At 73.2% G+C, this 17,014-nt stretch carries 10 protein-coding genes; 6 read left to right on the forward strand and 4 right to left on the reverse strand.

Features of this window, described 5'->3' with window-relative positions; all coding sequences use genetic code 11:
- Positions 1-149 precede the first annotated feature (149 nt).
- The gene (locus ABTZ17_RS15605) at positions 150-380 is read right to left on the reverse strand and encodes a DUF7455 domain-containing protein (protein WP_352196140.1); all 231 of its coding nucleotides are present in this window, start codon (positions 378-380) and stop codon (positions 150-152) included.
- Between the two features lie 448 nt (positions 381-828).
- Here ABTZ17_RS15605 and ABTZ17_RS15610 point away from each other — a divergent pair, with 448 nt between their 5' ends.
- The 3 genes from ABTZ17_RS15610 (at position 829) to ABTZ17_RS15620 (ending at position 5,231) form a co-directional block, all read left to right on the forward strand.
- Positions 829-2,946, forward strand: a complete 2,118-nt coding sequence (locus tag ABTZ17_RS15610) for a DNA gyrase/topoisomerase IV subunit B (protein WP_352196141.1) — start codon at positions 829-831, stop codon at positions 2,944-2,946.
- 141 nt (positions 2,947-3,087) lie between these two features.
- On the forward strand, positions 3,088-3,612 hold the full coding sequence (locus tag ABTZ17_RS15615; RefSeq protein ID WP_352196142.1) for a DUF485 domain-containing protein: 525 nt from the start codon (positions 3,088-3,090) through the stop codon (positions 3,610-3,612).
- A gap of 26 nt (positions 3,613-3,638) precedes the next feature.
- Positions 3,639-5,231, forward strand: a complete 1,593-nt coding sequence (locus tag ABTZ17_RS15620; protein WP_352196175.1) for a monocarboxylic acid transporter — start codon at positions 3,639-3,641, stop codon at positions 5,229-5,231.
- 33 nt (positions 5,232-5,264) lie between these two features.
- Here ABTZ17_RS15620 and ABTZ17_RS15625 read toward each other — a convergent pair whose 3' ends face one another.
- Positions 5,265-5,975, reverse strand: a complete 711-nt coding sequence (locus ABTZ17_RS15625) for a response regulator (protein ID WP_352196143.1) — start codon at positions 5,973-5,975, stop codon at positions 5,265-5,267.
- A complete protein-coding gene (locus ABTZ17_RS15630) occupies positions 5,972-7,528 on the reverse strand; it encodes an ATP-binding protein (RefSeq protein ID WP_352196176.1) in 1,557 nt (518 codons plus the stop codon). The genes ABTZ17_RS15625 and ABTZ17_RS15630 overlap by 4 nt, the downstream gene beginning before the upstream one ends.
- A 373-nt stretch (positions 7,529-7,901) precedes the next feature.
- Between ABTZ17_RS15630 and ABTZ17_RS15635 the strand changes: the two genes are divergently transcribed.
- The 3 genes from ABTZ17_RS15635 to ABTZ17_RS15645 all read left to right on the forward strand — a co-directional run bounded on the left by ABTZ17_RS15635 (position 7,902) and on the right by ABTZ17_RS15645 (position 14,797).
- Positions 7,902-12,191 (forward strand): discoidin domain-containing protein, encoded by a 4,290-nt coding sequence (locus tag ABTZ17_RS15635; RefSeq protein ID WP_352196144.1) that lies wholly within the window; start codon positions 7,902-7,904, stop codon positions 12,189-12,191.
- A 94-nt stretch (positions 12,192-12,285) separates the two neighbouring features.
- Complete coding sequence (locus tag ABTZ17_RS15640; RefSeq protein ID WP_352196145.1) at positions 12,286-13,389, forward strand: alpha-amylase family glycosyl hydrolase; 1,104 nt, start codon at positions 12,286-12,288, stop codon at positions 13,387-13,389.
- 172 nt (positions 13,390-13,561) lie between these two features.
- Positions 13,562-14,797 (forward strand): CobW family GTP-binding protein, encoded by a 1,236-nt coding sequence (locus ABTZ17_RS15645; RefSeq protein WP_352196146.1) that lies wholly within the window; start codon positions 13,562-13,564, stop codon positions 14,795-14,797.
- Positions 14,798-14,819: 22 nt separating this feature from the next.
- On the opposite strand, the gene ABTZ17_RS15650 is transcribed toward ABTZ17_RS15645, so the two are convergent.
- Complete coding sequence (locus ABTZ17_RS15650; protein ID WP_352196147.1) at positions 14,820-16,925, reverse strand: restriction endonuclease; 2,106 nt, start codon at positions 16,923-16,925, stop codon at positions 14,820-14,822.
- Positions 16,926-17,014 lie beyond the last annotated feature (89 nt).

Below are 17,014 nucleotides of genomic sequence, written 5' to 3' on the forward strand. Positions count from 1 at the left end.
CGGGGCGTGGGGGGCGCCGCCCCCCCCCCCCCCGCGGGGCCCCGCGGGCGGGCCCCCAACGCCGGGCGGGGCCCACCCCTTTGTGGCGGGGGGGCCCCCCCCCGTCGACCGGTCCGGGACCGGTCCTGGCTCGTCGGGATGGAGGCCCGTCAGCGCTCGTCGGTCTCGGCGCCGGCCGGCACGGCGGTGAGCCGCTCGGTCTCATCCTGTATTTCCGCGGCGATCTTCTTGAGTTCCGGCTCGAACTTACGCCCGTGGTGGGCGCAGAACAGCAGTTCACCACCGCTCAGGAGAACGACGCGCAGATAGGCCTGGGCGCCGCAACGGTCGCATCGGTCAGCGGCCGTCAGCGGGGTCGCGGGGGTCAGAACAGTAGTCACGTCGCCTCTTCTCTAGCTCGACGAGCTGTCGTACCAGGGTCAACATCCAACCAGGCCGAAAACGTTCCCGCTCGCGGCATATTCTCGAAACTTCTTCCTTCCGAGCTGGCCGGCTGCTGCCGGTTGGCGGCGAAGGAGCCGTATTGCGTCGCTTTACGGTTTCGCGTTGTTGTGGTGGTCGCTCGCAGTCCTCAGGACCTCCCGGCGGGGTTGCCGGTTGTTCATGAGGACGTGCCCGAACACTAAATGGTTCATGCGCGGAAGGGAACGTGATGTTTGCTTCACCCGCTCGGGGGATCGAACGTGAGTACGGTTCTGCACTAGGCTGAACAGCCGGTGAGGGTGGCGTTGCACCGGCTCTACCTGGGCTCGGTACCCTCTGACCGGCGACCGTGCCACCCCGCGGCCCCACCGGGCCGGAAGAGAAATTCAGCGAGGAGCGAACTGCGTGACCGCCGACACGTCCGTGCCTTCCAGCGCGCTGCTGACCGGAGCAGACCGGGACGGCTCCAACTACACCGCGCGGCACCTCCTCGTCCTCGAAGGGCTGGAGGCGGTCCGCAAGCGCCCGGGCATGTACATCGGGTCCACGGACAGCCGTGGTCTGATGCACTGCCTCTGGGAAATCATCGACAATTCCGTGGACGAGGCCCTGGGCGGTTTCTGTGACCACATCGAGGTGATCCTCCACGAGGACAACTCGGTCGAGGTCCGGGACAACGGCCGCGGCATCCCCGTGGACGTCGAGCCCAAGACGGGCCTGTCCGGCGTCGAGGTCGTCATGACCAAGCTGCACGCCGGCGGCAAGTTCGGCGGTGGCTCCTACGCCGCCTCCGGCGGCCTGCACGGCGTCGGCGCCTCCGTGGTGAACGCCCTTTCGGCCCGGCTCGACGTCGAGGTGGACCGCGGCACCACGCACAGCATCAGCTTCCGCCGCGGCGTGCCCGGCATCTTCACCGAGCAGGGGCCCGACGCGCCCTTCGACCCGGGCAGCGGCGTGCGCAAGGGCAAGCGGGTGGCCAAGGGCCGCACCGGCACGCGCATCCGCTACTGGGCCGACCGGCAGATCTTCCTCAAGGACGCCCGGCTCTCGCTGGAGACCCTCTACCAGCGGGCCCGCCAGACCGCCTTCCTCGTCCCCGGCCTGACCCTGGTGGTGCGGGACGAGCGGGCGATCGACGGCGCGGGCAAGACCGAGGAGACCTTCCGCTACGACGGCGGGATCAGCGAGTTCTGCGAGTACCTCACCCAGGACAAGCCCGTCTGCGACGTGCTGCGGCTGACCGGCAACGGGACCTTCAAGGAGACCGTGCCGGTCCTGGACGAGCGCGGCCACATGACCCCCACCGAGGTCACCCGCGACCTCGGCGTGGACATCGCGCTGCGCTGGGGCACCGGGTACGAGACCCAGGTCAAGTCCTTCGTGAACATCATCGCCACCCCGAAGGGCGGCACCCACGTGTCGGGCTTCGAGCGGTCGGTGGCCAAGACCGTCAACGAGGTCCTGCGGTCCGCGAAGCTGCTGCGGGTGGCCGAGGACGACGTGGTCAAGGACGACGCCATGGAGGGCATGACCGCCGTGGTCACCGTCCGGCTGGCGGAGCCCCAGTTCGAGGGGCAGACCAAGGAGGTCCTCGGGACCTCGGCGGCCGCCCGGATCGTGTCCAACGTCGTCGCCCGCGAGCTGAAGGCCTTCCTGACCTCCACCAAGCGGGACGACAAGCAGCAGGCCCGCGCCGTGATGGAGAAGATCGTCGCGGCCGCCCGGACCCGCATCGCGGCCCGGCAGCACAAGGAGGCCCAGCGGCGGAAGACGGCGCTGGAGTCCTCCTCGCTGCCCGCGAAGCTGGCCGACTGCCGCAGCGACGACGTGGAGCGCAGCGAGCTGTTCATCGTCGAGGGTGACTCGGCGCTGGGCACCGCGAAGCTGGCGCGGAACTCCGAGTTCCAGGCGCTGCTGCCGATCCGGGGCAAGATCCTCAACGTCCAGAAGTCCTCGGTCTCGGACATGCTGAAGAACGCCGAGTGCGGGGCGATCATCCAGGTCATAGGGGCCGGCTCGGGGCGCACCTTCGACATCGACGCGGCCCGCTACGGCAAGATCGTCCTGCTCGTCGACGCCGATGTGGACGGCGCGCACATCCGCTGCCTGCTGCTCACCCTGTTCCAGCGGTACATGCGACCGATGGTGGAGGCGGGCCGGGTCTTCGCGGCCGTGCCGCCGCTGCACCGGATCGAGCTGGTGCAGCCGAAGCGGGGCCAGGACAAGTACGTGTACACGTACTCGGACAACGAGCTGCGGCAGACGCTGCTGGAGTACCAGCGCAAGGGCGTCCGCTACAAGGACTCCATCCAGCGCTACAAGGGTCTGGGCGAGATGGACGCCGACCAGCTCGCGGAGACCACGATGGACCCGCGCTTCCGCACGCTGCGGCGGATCAACATCGGGGACCTGGACGCCGCCGAGCAGGTCTTCGACCTGCTCATGGGCAACGAGGTCGCTCCCCGCAAGGAGTTCATCACCGGTTCCGCCGCCACGCTCGACCGCTCGCGCATCGACGCCTGAGCCGGTCCCCCTTGGCACAAGGGCGGGCTTCGCTCCATCACCTGATGGAGTGAAGCCCGCCGGGACACCAGTCCGGACCCCCGCCGTTCCGCACATCCTTGTGGGCACGCCGCCGACGCGGCTGCGGTCAAGGAGGACGCGGTGGACACGCACGCAAGCCGTGATGGCGGAACGATCAGGCTGGACGATCCCTGGGACGACGCCCCCGCCTCCGGCTGGGACGGGGGCGCGGCCCCCGGCGGCGGGCCGGGCCTGCCCGAAGAGTCCGCGGAGGCCGCCGCGACGGCGGGCGGCCCCGAGCCCGGCCGTCCGGCCGCCCGGGGCACCGCCGCGGTCTACCTGGAGGTGCAGCGCAGCGCGGCCTTCCAGGAGGTCCGCGGACGCTACCGGCGCTTCGTGCTGCCGGCCACCCTCGGCTTCCTGGGCTGGTACCTGGCCTACGTGGGGACCGCGGTGGCGGCGCCCGGGGTGATGGCCCGGCCCGTGTTCGGTCCGGTCAATGTGGCCCTGCTCGCCGGTCTCGGCCAGTTCCTCAGCACCTTCGTGCTCACCTGGGCCTACGCCCGGCACGCCCGGCTGCGGCGCGACCGGGTCGCCCTCGACCTCCGCTGGAGCGTCTTCGAGCAGGCCCGGGACCAGGACCGGGGCCGGGGGGCGGGTCGGTGACCGGGCCCGTGCTCGCCGCCGGGTCCCTGTCCACCGGGCACCAGACCCTGGCCCTGTTGCTGTTCAGCACCTTCGTGGCGGTGACCCTGGGCATCACCACCTGGGTGAGCCGGAACCGGCACGGGTCGGCGGAGGAGTTCTACGCGGGGGGCCGGCTGTTCTCCCCCATGGAGAACGGTTTCGCCATCGCGGGGGACTACATGTCCGCCGCCTCCTTCCTCGGCATCTCCGGGCTGATCGCGCTCTTCGGCTATGACGGGCTGCTGTACTCGGTCGGCTTCCTGGTGGCCTGGCTGGTGGTCCTCTTCCTGGTCGCCGAGCTGGTCCGCAACGTGGGCCGGTTCACCCTGGCCGACGTGGTCGCCGCCCGGATGAGCGAGCGCCCGGTGCGAATCGCGGCGGGCAGCTCCTCCGTGGTGGTCTCGGTGCTGTACCTGGTGGCGCAGATGGTGGGGGCGGGCAGCCTGGTGGCCCTGCTGCTCGGCGGCAGCAGTCCGGCGGCCCGGACCGCCACGGTGATCGGCGTGGGCGCGCTCATGGTGATCTACGTGTCCTTCGGGGGGATGCGGGCCACCACCTGGATCCAGATCGTCAAGGCGGTCCTGCTGATGGGCGGGGCGGTCACCCTGACCGTGCTGGTGCTGGCCCGCTTCCACGGGGACTTCGGGGCGATGCTGAGCACCGCCGCGGAGCGCAGCGGGCACGGCAGCCGGTTCCTCGGACCCGGGCTGAAGTACGGCGGCAGCTGGACGGCCCGGATCGACTTCCTCAGCCTCGGCCTGGCGCTGGTGCTGGGCACCGCCGGGCTGCCGCACATCCTGTCCCGCTTCTTCACGGTGCCCACGGCCCGGGCCGCCCGCCGTTCGGTGGTCTGGGCGATCGGCCTCATCGGCGGCTTCTACCTGATGACCATCGTGCTCGGCTTCGGCGCCGCCGCCCTGATCGGGCCGGAGGAGGTGCGCGCCTCCAACGCCGCCGGGAACACCGCCGTACCGCTGCTGGCGCTGCTGCTCGGCGGCGGCAGCGGGACCACCGGCGGGACGGTGCTGTTCGCGGTGGTCGCCGCCATCGCCTTCGCGACCATCCTCGCGGTGGTCGCCGGGATCACCCTGGCCTCCTCGGCCTCCGTGGCCCACGACCTCTACGCCTCGCTCAAGCGCAAGCACGCCCGGCAGCGCAGCGAGGTGACGGTGGCCCGGGTGGCCGCCGTGGGCATCGGGGTGGTGGCGATCGGGCTGGGGCTGCTGGCGCAGGACCTCAACGTGGCCTTCCTGGTGGGCCTGGCCTTCGCGGTGTCCGCCTCGGCGAACCTGCCCGTGCTGCTGTACTCGCTGTTCTGGCGCGGGTTCACGACCCGGGGCGCCGTCTGGTCGGTGTACGGGGGGCTGGTGCCGGCCGTGCTGCTGGTGCTGCTCTCGCCGGTGGTGTCGGGGAGCCCCGAGGCGCTCTTCCCCGGGGTGGACTTCCAGGTCTTCCCGCTGCAGAACCCGGGCATCGTCTCGATCCCGCTGGGCTTCCTGGCCGGGTGGATCGGCACCGTCCTCTCGGGGGAGACCCCCGACGAGGCCCGGCACGCCGAGACCGAGGTGCGCTCCCTCACCGGGGCGGGGGCGGTCTGAGCGGCCGGCCCGGTCCCCGGGGCGGGCGTACCGTCAGCCGGGGCCGGGGCCGGGGCCGGGGCCGGGTTCGGAGGGCACCCAGGCGTAGCGGTGCTCGGGGCGGCCGGTCTCCCCGTACCGCAGGCTGAGGCGGACCCGGCCGCCGCGCTCCAGGAGCTTCAGGTAGCGCTGGGCGGTCTGCCGGCTGACACCGGCCCGGTCGGCGATCTCCTGGGCGGAGAGGGTGCCGGGCGTGCTCCGCAGCACCCCGCGGACCAGGTCGGCGGTGCCGGGGGAGTGGCCCTTGGGCAGTTCCACGGGGGTGGTGGCGGAGGCCAGGGCCCCGAAGATCCGGTCCACCTCGGCCTGTTCGGCCTCGCCGCCCACGGCGAGCGTGGCGCGCAAGGCCGCGTACGCCTCCAGTTTGGCGCGCAGCCCCGCGAAGGCGAAGGGTTTGACCAGGTACTGGAGCGCGCCCAGGCGCATGGCGGACTGGACGGTGGCCAGGTCCCGGGCGGCCGTCACCATGATCACGTCGGTGTGCCGGCCGAGCTGGCGCAGCCGCCGGACCAGGTCGAGGCCGTTCTCGTCGGGCAGGTAGTGGTCCAGCAGGAGCAGGTCCACCGGACGGGCGTCCAGGAAGGCCAGGGCCTCGGCCGCCGAGTGCACCCGGGCCACCGCGCGGAAGCCGGGGACCTTGGCCACGTAGGCGGCGTTGATCAAGGCGACCCGCGGGTCGTCGTCGACGACCAGGACGTCGATCACCGCAGGGCCTCCGGGAGTTCCACGGAGAACTCGGCCCCGCCGCCCGAGGCCCCTCCGGCGCGGACGCTGCCGCCCTGTCGTTCCGCGAGCCGGCGCACCAGGGCGAGGCCCAGGCCGCGGCGGCCGTGGGCCGGGGGCCGTTTGGTGGACCAGCCCTCGGTGAAGATCTCCTCGCGCCGGTCAGGGGGCACGCCGGGTCCGCTGTCGCGGACGCGCAGCACGGCCGTGCCGCCCTCGGCGCGCAGCTCCACCTCGACCCGGGCCCCGGGGGACCCGGCCGCGGCGTCGAGGGCGTTGTCGACGAGGTTGCCGGTGATGGTGACCAGGCCGCCGGGGTCGACGAGGCGGTCCGGGAGCAGGGTGTCGGGGGTGAGGGCGAGGGTGACCCCGCGTTCGGCGGCCACGGTGGCCTTGCCCACCAGGAGGGCCGCCAGCAGGGGGTCGTGGACCCGTTCGGTGACCTGTTCGGCGGTGGCGCGGTGCACTCCGGCGACCTCGGTGACGTAGGCGGCGGCCTCCTCGTGGAGGCCGAGTTCCAGCAGGCCCAGCAGGGTGTGCAGGCGGTTTGCGTGCTCGTGGTCCTGGGCCCGCAGGGCCTCGATCAGGCCGCGGGTGGAGTCCAGTTCGCGACCGAGGCGTTCCAGTTCGGTGCGGTCGCGCAGGGTGGCCACGGCTCCGCCGTCGTCGGTGGGCACGCGGTTGGCGACGAGCACCCGGGAGCCCCGGACGGCGAGCAGGTCGGTGCCGGTGACCCGCCCGGTGAGCACGTCGGTGGTGCGGCCCTCGCCGAGGACCTCGTCCAGGGAGCGGCCGGTGGCCTCCGGGCCGAGGCCGAGCAGTCGCTGCGCCTCGTCGTTGACCAGTCGGATCCGGCCCTCGGGGTCCAGGGCCACGAAGCCCTCGCGCAGCGAGTGCAGCATGGCCTCGCGTTCGGCGAGCAGGGCGGCGATGTCGGAGAAGGCCAGGTCCCGGGTGCGGGTGCGGATGCGGCGGGAGACCAGCCAGGCGGCGAGGGCGCCCGCGGCCAGGGCGGCGCCGGCGGAGGCGAGGATGTCGGGGACGGCGCCGAGCAGGCGGTCGCGGACGCTGTCGTAGGAGATGCCCACGGAGACGGCGCCGACCCGGCGGCCCCGGTCGTCGTACAGGGGCACCTTGCCGCGGGCGGAGCGTCCGAGGGTGCCCTCGTCGATTTCCATGACCTCCTGTCCGGCGAGGACGTCGGTGGGGTCGGTGGAGACGGGGAGTCCGATCCGTTCCGGGCTGGGGTGGGAGCGGCGGATCCCGGCGGTGTCCATGACCACCACGTACTCGGCGCCGGTGGCGGTGCGGATCCTTTCGGCGGCGGTCTGGACGGGGCCGTTCGGGTCGGCGGGGGCGGCGAGCAGGTCGGCGGCGAGCCCGGGATCCGCGGCGGTGCTCTGGGCGATGGCCAGGGCCCGGCGCATGGCCTGGTCGTCGAGCTGTTCGGCCAGCGGGGTCAGGAACAGGCCGGCGGCGAGGACGGTCACGCCGGTGGCGATGGCCAGGTGCACCAGCAGCAGTTGGGAGACCATCCGGCGGGGCAGGCCGATGCGGCGGCCGGGTCCGGGGGGCCGGGAGGGGGCGCCGCCGCCCGGACGGCCCGGTGCGCGGTCTCGTCCGGGTGCGGAGCTCATGAGAAGGAACGGTAAGGCGGCCCGGCTGCTTTCCGAAATCCCGCACACCAACGCAAACGGCTTGCGTTTTTTGCGGCGCATTTGCGGAATCCGACAGTGTGGCTGCAAGGAGCCGGTTTTGCGGTCACCGGCAGGTCAGCCGGACGGGATGTGGAAGGAGCGAGTGACGTCACAGGGGTAGACGTGTCAGCAGAGCGCTGTAATTCTCTCACCGAACCATGCAAAAGCCTTTGTCCTGCAAGTCATAAACTCATGTCGAGGGACGAGACCTATGAGAAGGCACAGCTGGAGCCTCAGGGCCCTGGCCGCGCTGCTCGGCACCGCGCTGCTGTGGATCGGCGGCCCGGTGACCACGAGCGCCGCGGCCGGCGGCCCGAGCCTCGCGGCCGGCAGGCCGGCCGCCGCGAGCAGCGCCAACGGCCCGTACGTGGCCGGAAACGTGACCGACGGCGATCCCGCCACCTACTGGGAGAGCGCGGGCAGCACCTTCCCGCAGTGGGTGCAGACCGACCTCGGGACGAGCACCCGCGTCGACGAGGTGGTCCTGAAGCTGCCCACGGGCTGGGAGACCCGCAGCCAGACCCTGTCCGTACAGGGCAGCGCCGACGGCACCAGCTTCAGCACCCTGGTGACCCCCGCCGCCCGCTCCTTCGGACCGGGCAACGGCAACACCGTCACGCTGAGCTTCCCCGCCGCGCAGACCCGCTACGTCCGCGTGGTGATCACCGCCAACACCGGCTGGCCGGCCGCCCAGCTGTCCGAGCTGGAAGTCAGGGCCCCCGGCGGCACCTCGGAGAACCTGGCGCTGGGCCGTACGCTCACGGCGAGCAGCCACACCCAGAACTACGTGCCCGCCCAGGCCAACGACGGCAACCGCGCCACCTACTGGGAGAGCGTCAACAACGCCCTGCCCCAGTGGCTCCAGGCCGACCTCGGGGCTTCCGTACGGGTGGACCGGGTGGTCCTGAAGCTCCCGGAGACCTGGGGCGCCCGCAGCCAGACCCTGAAGGTGCAGGGCAGCACCAACGGCACCGACTTCACCGACCTCTCCGCCTCGCGGGCGTACGAGTTCGGGAGCACCACCGGCCACCAGGCCTCCGTCACCTTCGACGCCACCACCACCCGCTACGTCCGGGTGACCGTCTCGGCCAACTCCGTCCAGCCCGGGGCCCAGTTCTCCGAGCTGGAGGTGTACGGGCCCGCCACCGGTGACACCACGGCCCCCTCGGCCCCCTCCGGTCTGGTGTACACCGAGCCCGCCACCGGACAGATCCGGCTGGCCTGGCAGGCCGCCACCGACAACGTGGACGTCACCGGCTACGACGTGTACGCCGACAACGTCCTGCGCACCAGCGTCGCCGGTGACGTCACCACCTTCACCGACACCCAGCCGCAGAACGCGACCGTCACCTACTTCGTGCGGGCCCGCGACGCCGCCGGGAACCAGTCGCCCGACAGCAACCGCGTCACCCGCACCGGCGACACCGGGGACACCCAGGCCCCCACCGCGCCCGGAGCGCTCGGCCTGACCGAGCCCGCCGCCGGCCAGATCCGGCTCGCCTGGCAGGCGTCCTCGGACAACGTGGGCGTGACCGGCTACGAGGTCTTCGCCGACAACGTGCTGCGCGCCACCGTGTCCGGCACGACCACCACCTACACCGACACCCAGCCGGCGAGCGCGACCGTCACCTACTTCGTGCGGGCCCGCGACGCCGCCGGGAACCGCTCGGTGGACAGCAACTCCGTCACCCGTAACGGCAGCGGCACGGGCGGATCGAACCTGGCGGTCGGACGGCCGATCAGCGCCTCCTCGGTGATCCACACCTACGCGGCCGAGAACGCCGTGGACAACAGCACCGCCACCTACTGGGAGAGCGGCGGCGGCGCCTACCCGGCCACCCTGACCGTGGGGCTCGGGGCCAACGCCGACGTCAGCCGGGTGGTGCTGCGGCTCAACCCGGACGCGTCCTGGGGGAAGCGGACCCAGAACGTCCAGGTGCTGGGCCGGGCGCAGGACGCCACCGGCTTCACCTCGCTGATCGCGGCCAAGGACTACGTCTTCGACCCGGCCGCCGGGGGCAACGCGGTCACCATCCCGCTGACCGCCCGCGTCGCCGACGTGCAGCTGCGGTTCACCTCCAACACCGGCTCCTCCGGTGGTCAGGTGGCCGAGTTCCAGGTGTTCGGCGTTCCGGCGCCCAACCCGGACTTCGAGGTCACCGCGCTCGGCGCCTCCCCGGCCGCGCCGGTGGAGACCGACACGGTCACCCTGTCGGCGACGGTCCGCAACTCCGGTCCGGTGGCCGCCCCGGCCACCTCGGTTGCCTTCCGGCTCGGCGGCACCAAGGTGGCCACTGCCGCCGTCGGCGCCCTGGCCGCCGGTGCCTCCGCCACCGTCACGGCGCAGGTCGGACCACGGGACGCGGGCAGCTACCCGCTGAGCGCGGTCGTCGACGAGGCGAACGCCGTCATCGAGCAGAACGAGACCAACAACACCTTCACCGGCTCCCCGCTGGTGGTCCGTCCCGTGGACAGCTCCGACCTGATCGCCTCCGCGGTCACCTGGACCCCGGGCTCGCCCTCGGCGGGCCAGAGCACCGCGTTCGCGGTGACCGTGCGGAACCAGGGCACGGTGGCCACCGGCGCCGGCTCCCACGGGATCACCCTGACCCTCCAGGACGCCTCCGGCACGGCCGTCCGCACCCTCACCGGGACCTGGACCGGCTCGCTGGCCCCGGGTGCCTCCACCCAGCCGGTGGTCCTGGGCAACTGGACCGCCGCCAACGGCCGCTACACGGTCCGCACCGTCCTCGCCGACGACTCCGCGGAACTCCCCGTCAAGCGCGGCAACAACACCTCCGTCAAGCCGCTGTTCGTCGGCCGCGGGGCCAACCTGCCCTTCGACACCTACGAGGCCGAGGACGGCACCCTGGGCGGGGGCGCCGACGTCGCCGGCCCCAACCGCACCATCGGTGACATCGCGGGCGAGGCCTCCGGCCGCAAGGCCGTCAGCCTCGACGCCACCGGCGAGTACGTCGAGTTCACCACCCGGGCCGCCACCAACACCCTGGTGACCCGCTTCTCCATCCCGGACGCCCCGGGCGGCGGCGGCATCGACGCCACCCTCAACGTCTACGTGAACGGCACCTTCAAGAAGACCCTGCCGCTCACCTCCAAGTACGCCTGGCTGTACGGGGCCGAGGCCGCACCCGGCAACTCCCCGGGCTCCGGGGCGCCCCGGCACATCTACGACGAGGCGAACCTGATGCTCGGCGAGACCGTCCCCGCGGGCAGCCGGATCCGGCTCCAGAAGGACACCGCCAACACCTCGCGGTACGCCATCGACTTCGTCAGCCTGGAGCAGGTGGCGGCGCTGCCCAACCCGGACCCCGCGGCGTACACCGTGCCCGCCGGGTTCACCCACCAGGACGTGCAGAACGCCCTGGACAAGGTGCGGATGGACACCACCGGCAAGCTGACCGGCGTCTACCTGCCGCCGGGCGACTACGAGACCGCGAGCAAGTTCCAGGTGTACGGCAAGGCCGTGCAGGTGGCCGGCGCCGGACCGTGGTTCACCCGCTTCCACGCCCCCGCCTCGCAGGACAACACCGACGTGGGCTTCCGGGCCGAGGGCACCGCGAAGGGCTCCGCCTTCTCCGGCTTCGCCTACTTCGGCAACTACACCTCCCGGATCGACGGCCCCGGCAAGGTCTTCGACTTCTCGAACGTCTCCGACATCGTCATCGACAACATCTGGAACGAGCACATGGTGTGCCTCTACTGGGGCGCCAACACCGACCGGATCACGATCAAGAACTCCCGGATCCGGAACATGTTCGCCGACGGCATCAACATGACCAACGGCAGCACAGGCAACCTCGTGACCAACAACGAGGCGCGGGCCACCGGCGACGACAGCTTCGCGCTGTTCTCCGCGATCGACGCGGGCGGGGCCGACATGAAGGACAACGTCTACGAGAACCTGACCAGCCTGCTGACCTGGCGGGCCGCGGGCGTGGCCGTCTACGGCGGCTACAACAACACCTTCCGCAACATCCACATCGCCGACACCCTGGTCTACTCGGGCATCACCATCAGCTCGTTGGACTTCGGCTACCCCATGAACGGCTTCGGCACCGACCCGACCACCTTCGAGAACATCTCGATCGTCCGGGCCGGCGGCCACTTCTGGGGGAACCAGACCTTCCCCGGCATCTGGCTCTTCTCCGCCTCGAAGGTCTTCCAGGGCATCCGCATCAACAACGTGGACATCGTCGATCCCACCTACAGCGGGATCATGTTCCAGACCCAGTACATCGGCGGTCAGCCGGTGAACCCGATCAAGGACACCGTGCTCCGGGACATCACCATCACCGGGGCCCGCAAGAGCGGCGACGCCTTCGAGGCCAAGTCCGGCTTCGGGCTCTGGGCCAACGAGATGCCCGAGGCGGGACAGGGCCCGGCGGTCGGTGAGGTGACCTTCCACAACCTCCGCTTCGCCGACAACGCCCAGGACGTCCGCAACACCACCAGCACCTTCCGCATCAACCAGCTCCCGTAGGGCCCCGTGCCCACACGACCGGCGCGGGCGACACGCGCCGCCCGCGCCGGTCGTGCGCCCGCCCATCACCTCCCCTGACCTCCCATGACGCCCCATGACGCCTGACGAAAGGACCGCCGTGCCCGCTTCCGACCGGTGGCGCTCGGCCGCCGTCTACCAGGTGTACGTCCGCAGCTTCGCCGACGGTGACGGGGACGGCACCGGAGACCTCGCGGGGGTCCGCGCCCGACTGCCCTACCTGGTCGACCTCGGCGTGGACGCGCTCTGCCTCACCCCCGCGTACGCCTCGCCCTTCCCCGACGACGACCCCGCCGGCCCCCGCACCGACGAGCTCCGCACCCCCGACCCGCGCACCGTCGACCCCGCCCTCGGCACCCTCGCCGAGGTCGAGAAGCTCATCGTCGAGGCCCGGGACGCGGGCCTGCGCACCCTCGTGGCCGGCGCGCCGGACCCCACCGCCCTCGCCTTCCTCTCCTGCCCCTGGGAAGCGGACCGGCTGCGGAGCGCCATCGACGACGCCCTCGCCGCACACGCCCCGATCGACGCCCCCGCCACCTGGGTGCTGGCCACCCACGAGGTCACCCGCACCGTCACCCGCTACGGCCGGGCCGACACCGCCTTCGACCCCGCCACCGAGACCTTCGGCACCCCCACCGACCTCTCCCGCGGCACCCGCCGGGCCCGCGCCGCCGCCCTCCTCACCCTCGCCCTCCCCGGCTCCGTGCACCTCTACCAGGGCGAGGAGCTGGGCCTTCCGGAGGCCGAGGTCCCGCGCGACCGGATCCGGGACCCGGCACACCTCCGCTCCGGCGGCCGCGCCCCGGGCCGGGACGGCTGCCGGGTGCCGCTCCCGTGGAGCGCCGAGCCCTGGCGCGACCCGTGGCTCCCGCAGCCCGCGGGCTGGGACCGGTACGCCGCCGACCGGCAGGCCCTCGACCCCGGCTCCGTGCTCAGCCTCTACCGCGAGGCCCTGCGGCTGCGCCGGGCTTCCGGGGCCTTCGGCGGCGGGGGCGCGGCATGGCTGCCCGCCCCCGCCGGAGTCCTCGCCTTCCGGCGCCCCGACGGCCTGGTCTGCGCCGTCAACCTGGGCTGGCGGCCCGTTCCGCCGCCGGCCCACACCCGACTCCTGCTCAGCAGCGGTCCCCTGGCCGGGGACGGCCTGCTGCCGCAGGACACGGCGGTCTGGCTGCGGACCTGAACCCGCGGCCGGACCGCCGCCCCGGGACCCGTCGTCCCGGCCGCCCCGGGGACGGGCGCGCCGGCGGCGGCGGGCCCGGGGCACCCCCGGGCCCGCGCCCGCCGGTCTCCCGCGCGCCCCGACGGTCGCCCCCGGCGCCGGGAAGGCGGGCGCGCGACTACGATCGGACGGCGTGACCAGCAGGCAGCCCCTCCCCGTCGTCGTCCTGTCCGGATTCCTCGGATCCGGCAAGACCACCCTCCTCAACCACCTGTTGCGCAACGCCGGGGGCACCCGGATCGGCGTGGTGGTCAACGATTTCGGGTCCATCGAGATCGACGCGATGAAGGTGGCGGGACAGGTCGGGGACGCCATGGTCTCCCTCGGCAACGGCTGTCTGTGCTGCGCCGTCGACGGCAGCGAGCTCGACGCCTACCTGGAGAAGCTGTCCCGGCCCGAGCACCGCATCGACGTGATCGTCATCGAGGCGAGCGGCCTGGCCGAGCCCCAGGAGATGATCCGGATGCTCGTCGCCAACGAGAATCCGGCCGTCCGCTACGGCGGGCTGCTCCAGGTGGTCGACGCGGCCGAGTTCGAGGCCACCCGCGCCCGGCACCCCGCCACCGACCGGCACCTCGCCCTCGCCGACCTGATCGTCCTCAACAAGACCGACCGGGTGGGGGAGGGGGAGGCCGACCGCATCGAGGGCCGGCTCGCCGAGCTGGCCCCGGGCATCCCGGTGGCCCGCACCGCGAACGGCCGCCTCGCCCCGGAGCTCCTCTTCGACCGACGCCCCCGCACCGAGGCCCGGGGCCAGCTCTCCTTCGAGGACCTGCTGGCGGAGGCCGAGGACGCCGACGCGGCCGGCGGGGCCGCGCACGACGGGGAGCCGGCCGGTGGACCGACCGGCCCCTGCCCGGCGGGCTGCGGGCACACCGACCACCCGCACCACCCCGACCACCTGCACGGCGGGTACGAGACGGTCGCCTTCGAATCCGAGGAACCCCTGGACCCGCGCGCCCTGATCGCCTTCCTGGACGCCCGCCCACCCGGCCTCTACCGGATCAAGGGCTGGGTCCACTTCGGCGTCCCCGGCCACCGCGAGCGGTACGAGATCCACGCCGTGGGCCGCTACCTCGCCTTCGCCCCGCAGCCGTGGGAGCGCGGGGAGCCGCGCCGGACCCGCCTCGTGCTCATCGGGACCGGGATCGACGGGCCCGCCCTCTCCGCCGCGCTCGGCGCCTGCCGGAACCCGGACCCGGCCGGCACCGAACCGGCCGCCATGTGGGGCGTGCTGCGCTACGTCCCCCGTGCCCCGGACGGGCCGGCGCCCGAGGGGGACGAGGACCCGTACCAGGACCCCGACCGGGACCCCGGTCAGGATCCGGACGGGCATCCGGACCCGTACGGGGAGCCGGAAGAGGACTGAGCACGCGGCGGACCCGCGAGGGTCACTCCACGTCCACCCCGAAGTCCCGCAGCAGTTCGGCCAGGCCGCCGCGGTAGCCGCGGCCCCCGATGACGAAGTCCCAGTCGCCGTTCGGGCGGCGTCGGAAGGAGCCCAGGACCAGGGCCGTCTCCCCGGGCCGGCCGTCCGAGACCTCCAGCTCGCCCAGCTCGGCCCCGGCCCCGTCGCGCAGCCGGATCCTCGCCCGGGTGAATCCAGCGAGGTCCGACCGCGGACCGGCCTCCTCGTCCACGGCCGCCACCAGCACCAGCCGGTCCGCGGCCGCCGGCAGCGCCTCGAAGGCCACTTCCAACGCGGCCCGGTCGGGTGCCGGATGGGGGCGGGTCCGCACCGAACCGTCCGGGGTCCGCGGATTGTTGAAGAACACGAAGTGCTCCTCGCTCAGCACCCGCCCGCCCGTGCACACAAGCGCGCACACGTCCAGGGCCACCGAACCGGCCCAGGACATCCCCAGCACGTTGTACTCGGCGGCGGGCCCGGTGGTAGCGGGTGCGGGCGCGGCCCCGCCGGATCGGCGCGGCGCGGGCACGGTGCCGTCACCGAGCCGGCCGCGCAACCCGTGCCGGTGGAGCAGGTCGACCAGCTCGGGCCCGGAGACCAGCTCCAGCGGCTTGCCCTCGGCGAAGGCCCGCGAGCCGGGACCGAAACCGGAGGTCGTCACCAGCACGCCCTTGTTCGCCCCGGCGTCCTGCACCGTGCCGTACAGGTCCCGCACCGCGGTCGGCGGCACGGTGTTGCGGTACCGCTTGACCTGCACCACGATCCGCCCGCCCCGGATCGGAGCCGGGTCCACCGCCTCCACGTCCACCCCGCCGTCGTTCGACCGCTGCGTGGTCACCGCCTCCATGCCCATGGCCCGGAACAGCTCCGCCACCAGGTGCTCGAAGGCGATCGGGTCCATCGCCAGCAGATCGGGGCCCTCCGCCCCGCCGTCCACCGGCACCGGGACGGCCGCGGCCGCCGCCCCACCGGAGTGCACGGGACCCTGCTCCGGCCGCACCGCCGTCCGCAGGTCCGGCCGGGCCGACAGCCGTCCCCCCAACCCCTCCACCAGGCAGTCCACCGGGCTGACCTGCTCCAGGTGCAGCCGGGCGAAGGCGCTCCGCGCCACCCGCACCGAGGCCAGGACGATCCGGCCGGGCCGGCCCGTCACCGGATCGTGCTCGTCCACGAAGCCGTTGACCGCCACCGAGTCCACCACCCCGGACTCGTCCGCGGCGAACAGCTCGCGCAGCACCAACAGCAGGCACTGGGCGATCAGCTCCCGGTACAGGCCCCGGCGCTGGGTGACGGGCCGGGGGGTCTCCTTGTCCTGGTCGGTGCTCGGCAGGTAGCGCACCGACCGGACGGCGGGCACTTCCTCCCAGCCCGGCAACTCCCAGTCCACCACCAGCTGCCGGGACACCGGGTCGAAGACCGCCGACGGCTCGCGCGGCCACTCCTGGGGCCAGACCGAGGACGCGTACAGGGCGGCGGAGAAGTACTCGACCACGGCCTCCGGGTCCCCGGCCCGCAGGGCCGCGGCCAACTCCTCCAGACCGTCGTTGTGCCGGGCCACCTCGGCCGACTGCTCGGCCGCCCGCCGGTCGTACCGCTCGCGGTGCTCGGCCAGTCGGCGCCGCCGCTCCTGCTCGGCCGCCTGGGCGGCCTGCCACGCCTGCGTGTACCGGGCGTGCGCCTCCTGCTCGGCGACCCGCCGGTTGCCGCCCTGCCCCCAGGCCGTCCGCACCGGGAACTGGTCCAGTCGCGGCATGGGCACCGGCACGGCCAGGTCGTCCGGCGTCACGAAGGGTTCCACCCGCGCGGTCCGCCCCAGGGCCGCCGCGCGGAAGCCCGGGGCCCGACAGCCGGCCGCCAGCAGTCCCTGGAGGGCGGCGACCCGCGCCTCCCACTCCTCCGTGCGCCGCTGCGCCTCCGCCTCGCGGTACCGGCGGTAGGCGACCTGCTGCTCGCGGCGGCCGCGGGCCGCCTCGCGCTCCTCGGCGCGGCGTCGGCGCTCGGCCTCCCGCTGTTCGACCAGCCGGGCCCGCTCCCGCTGACGCTGGGCCTCCGCCCAGGTCCCGATCAACCCGCTCGACCGACGGCTCATCGGCTCTCGTCTCCCCCCACCAGCGGCAACGGGAAAACCCTAATGGCGGAAGCGGCGCGGTTTCACCCGCTTCCGGCGCAATGCGCCGC

Source organism: Streptomyces sp. NPDC097619, assembly GCF_040302735.1.
GTDB lineage: Bacteria > Actinomycetota > Actinomycetes > Streptomycetales > Streptomycetaceae > Streptomyces.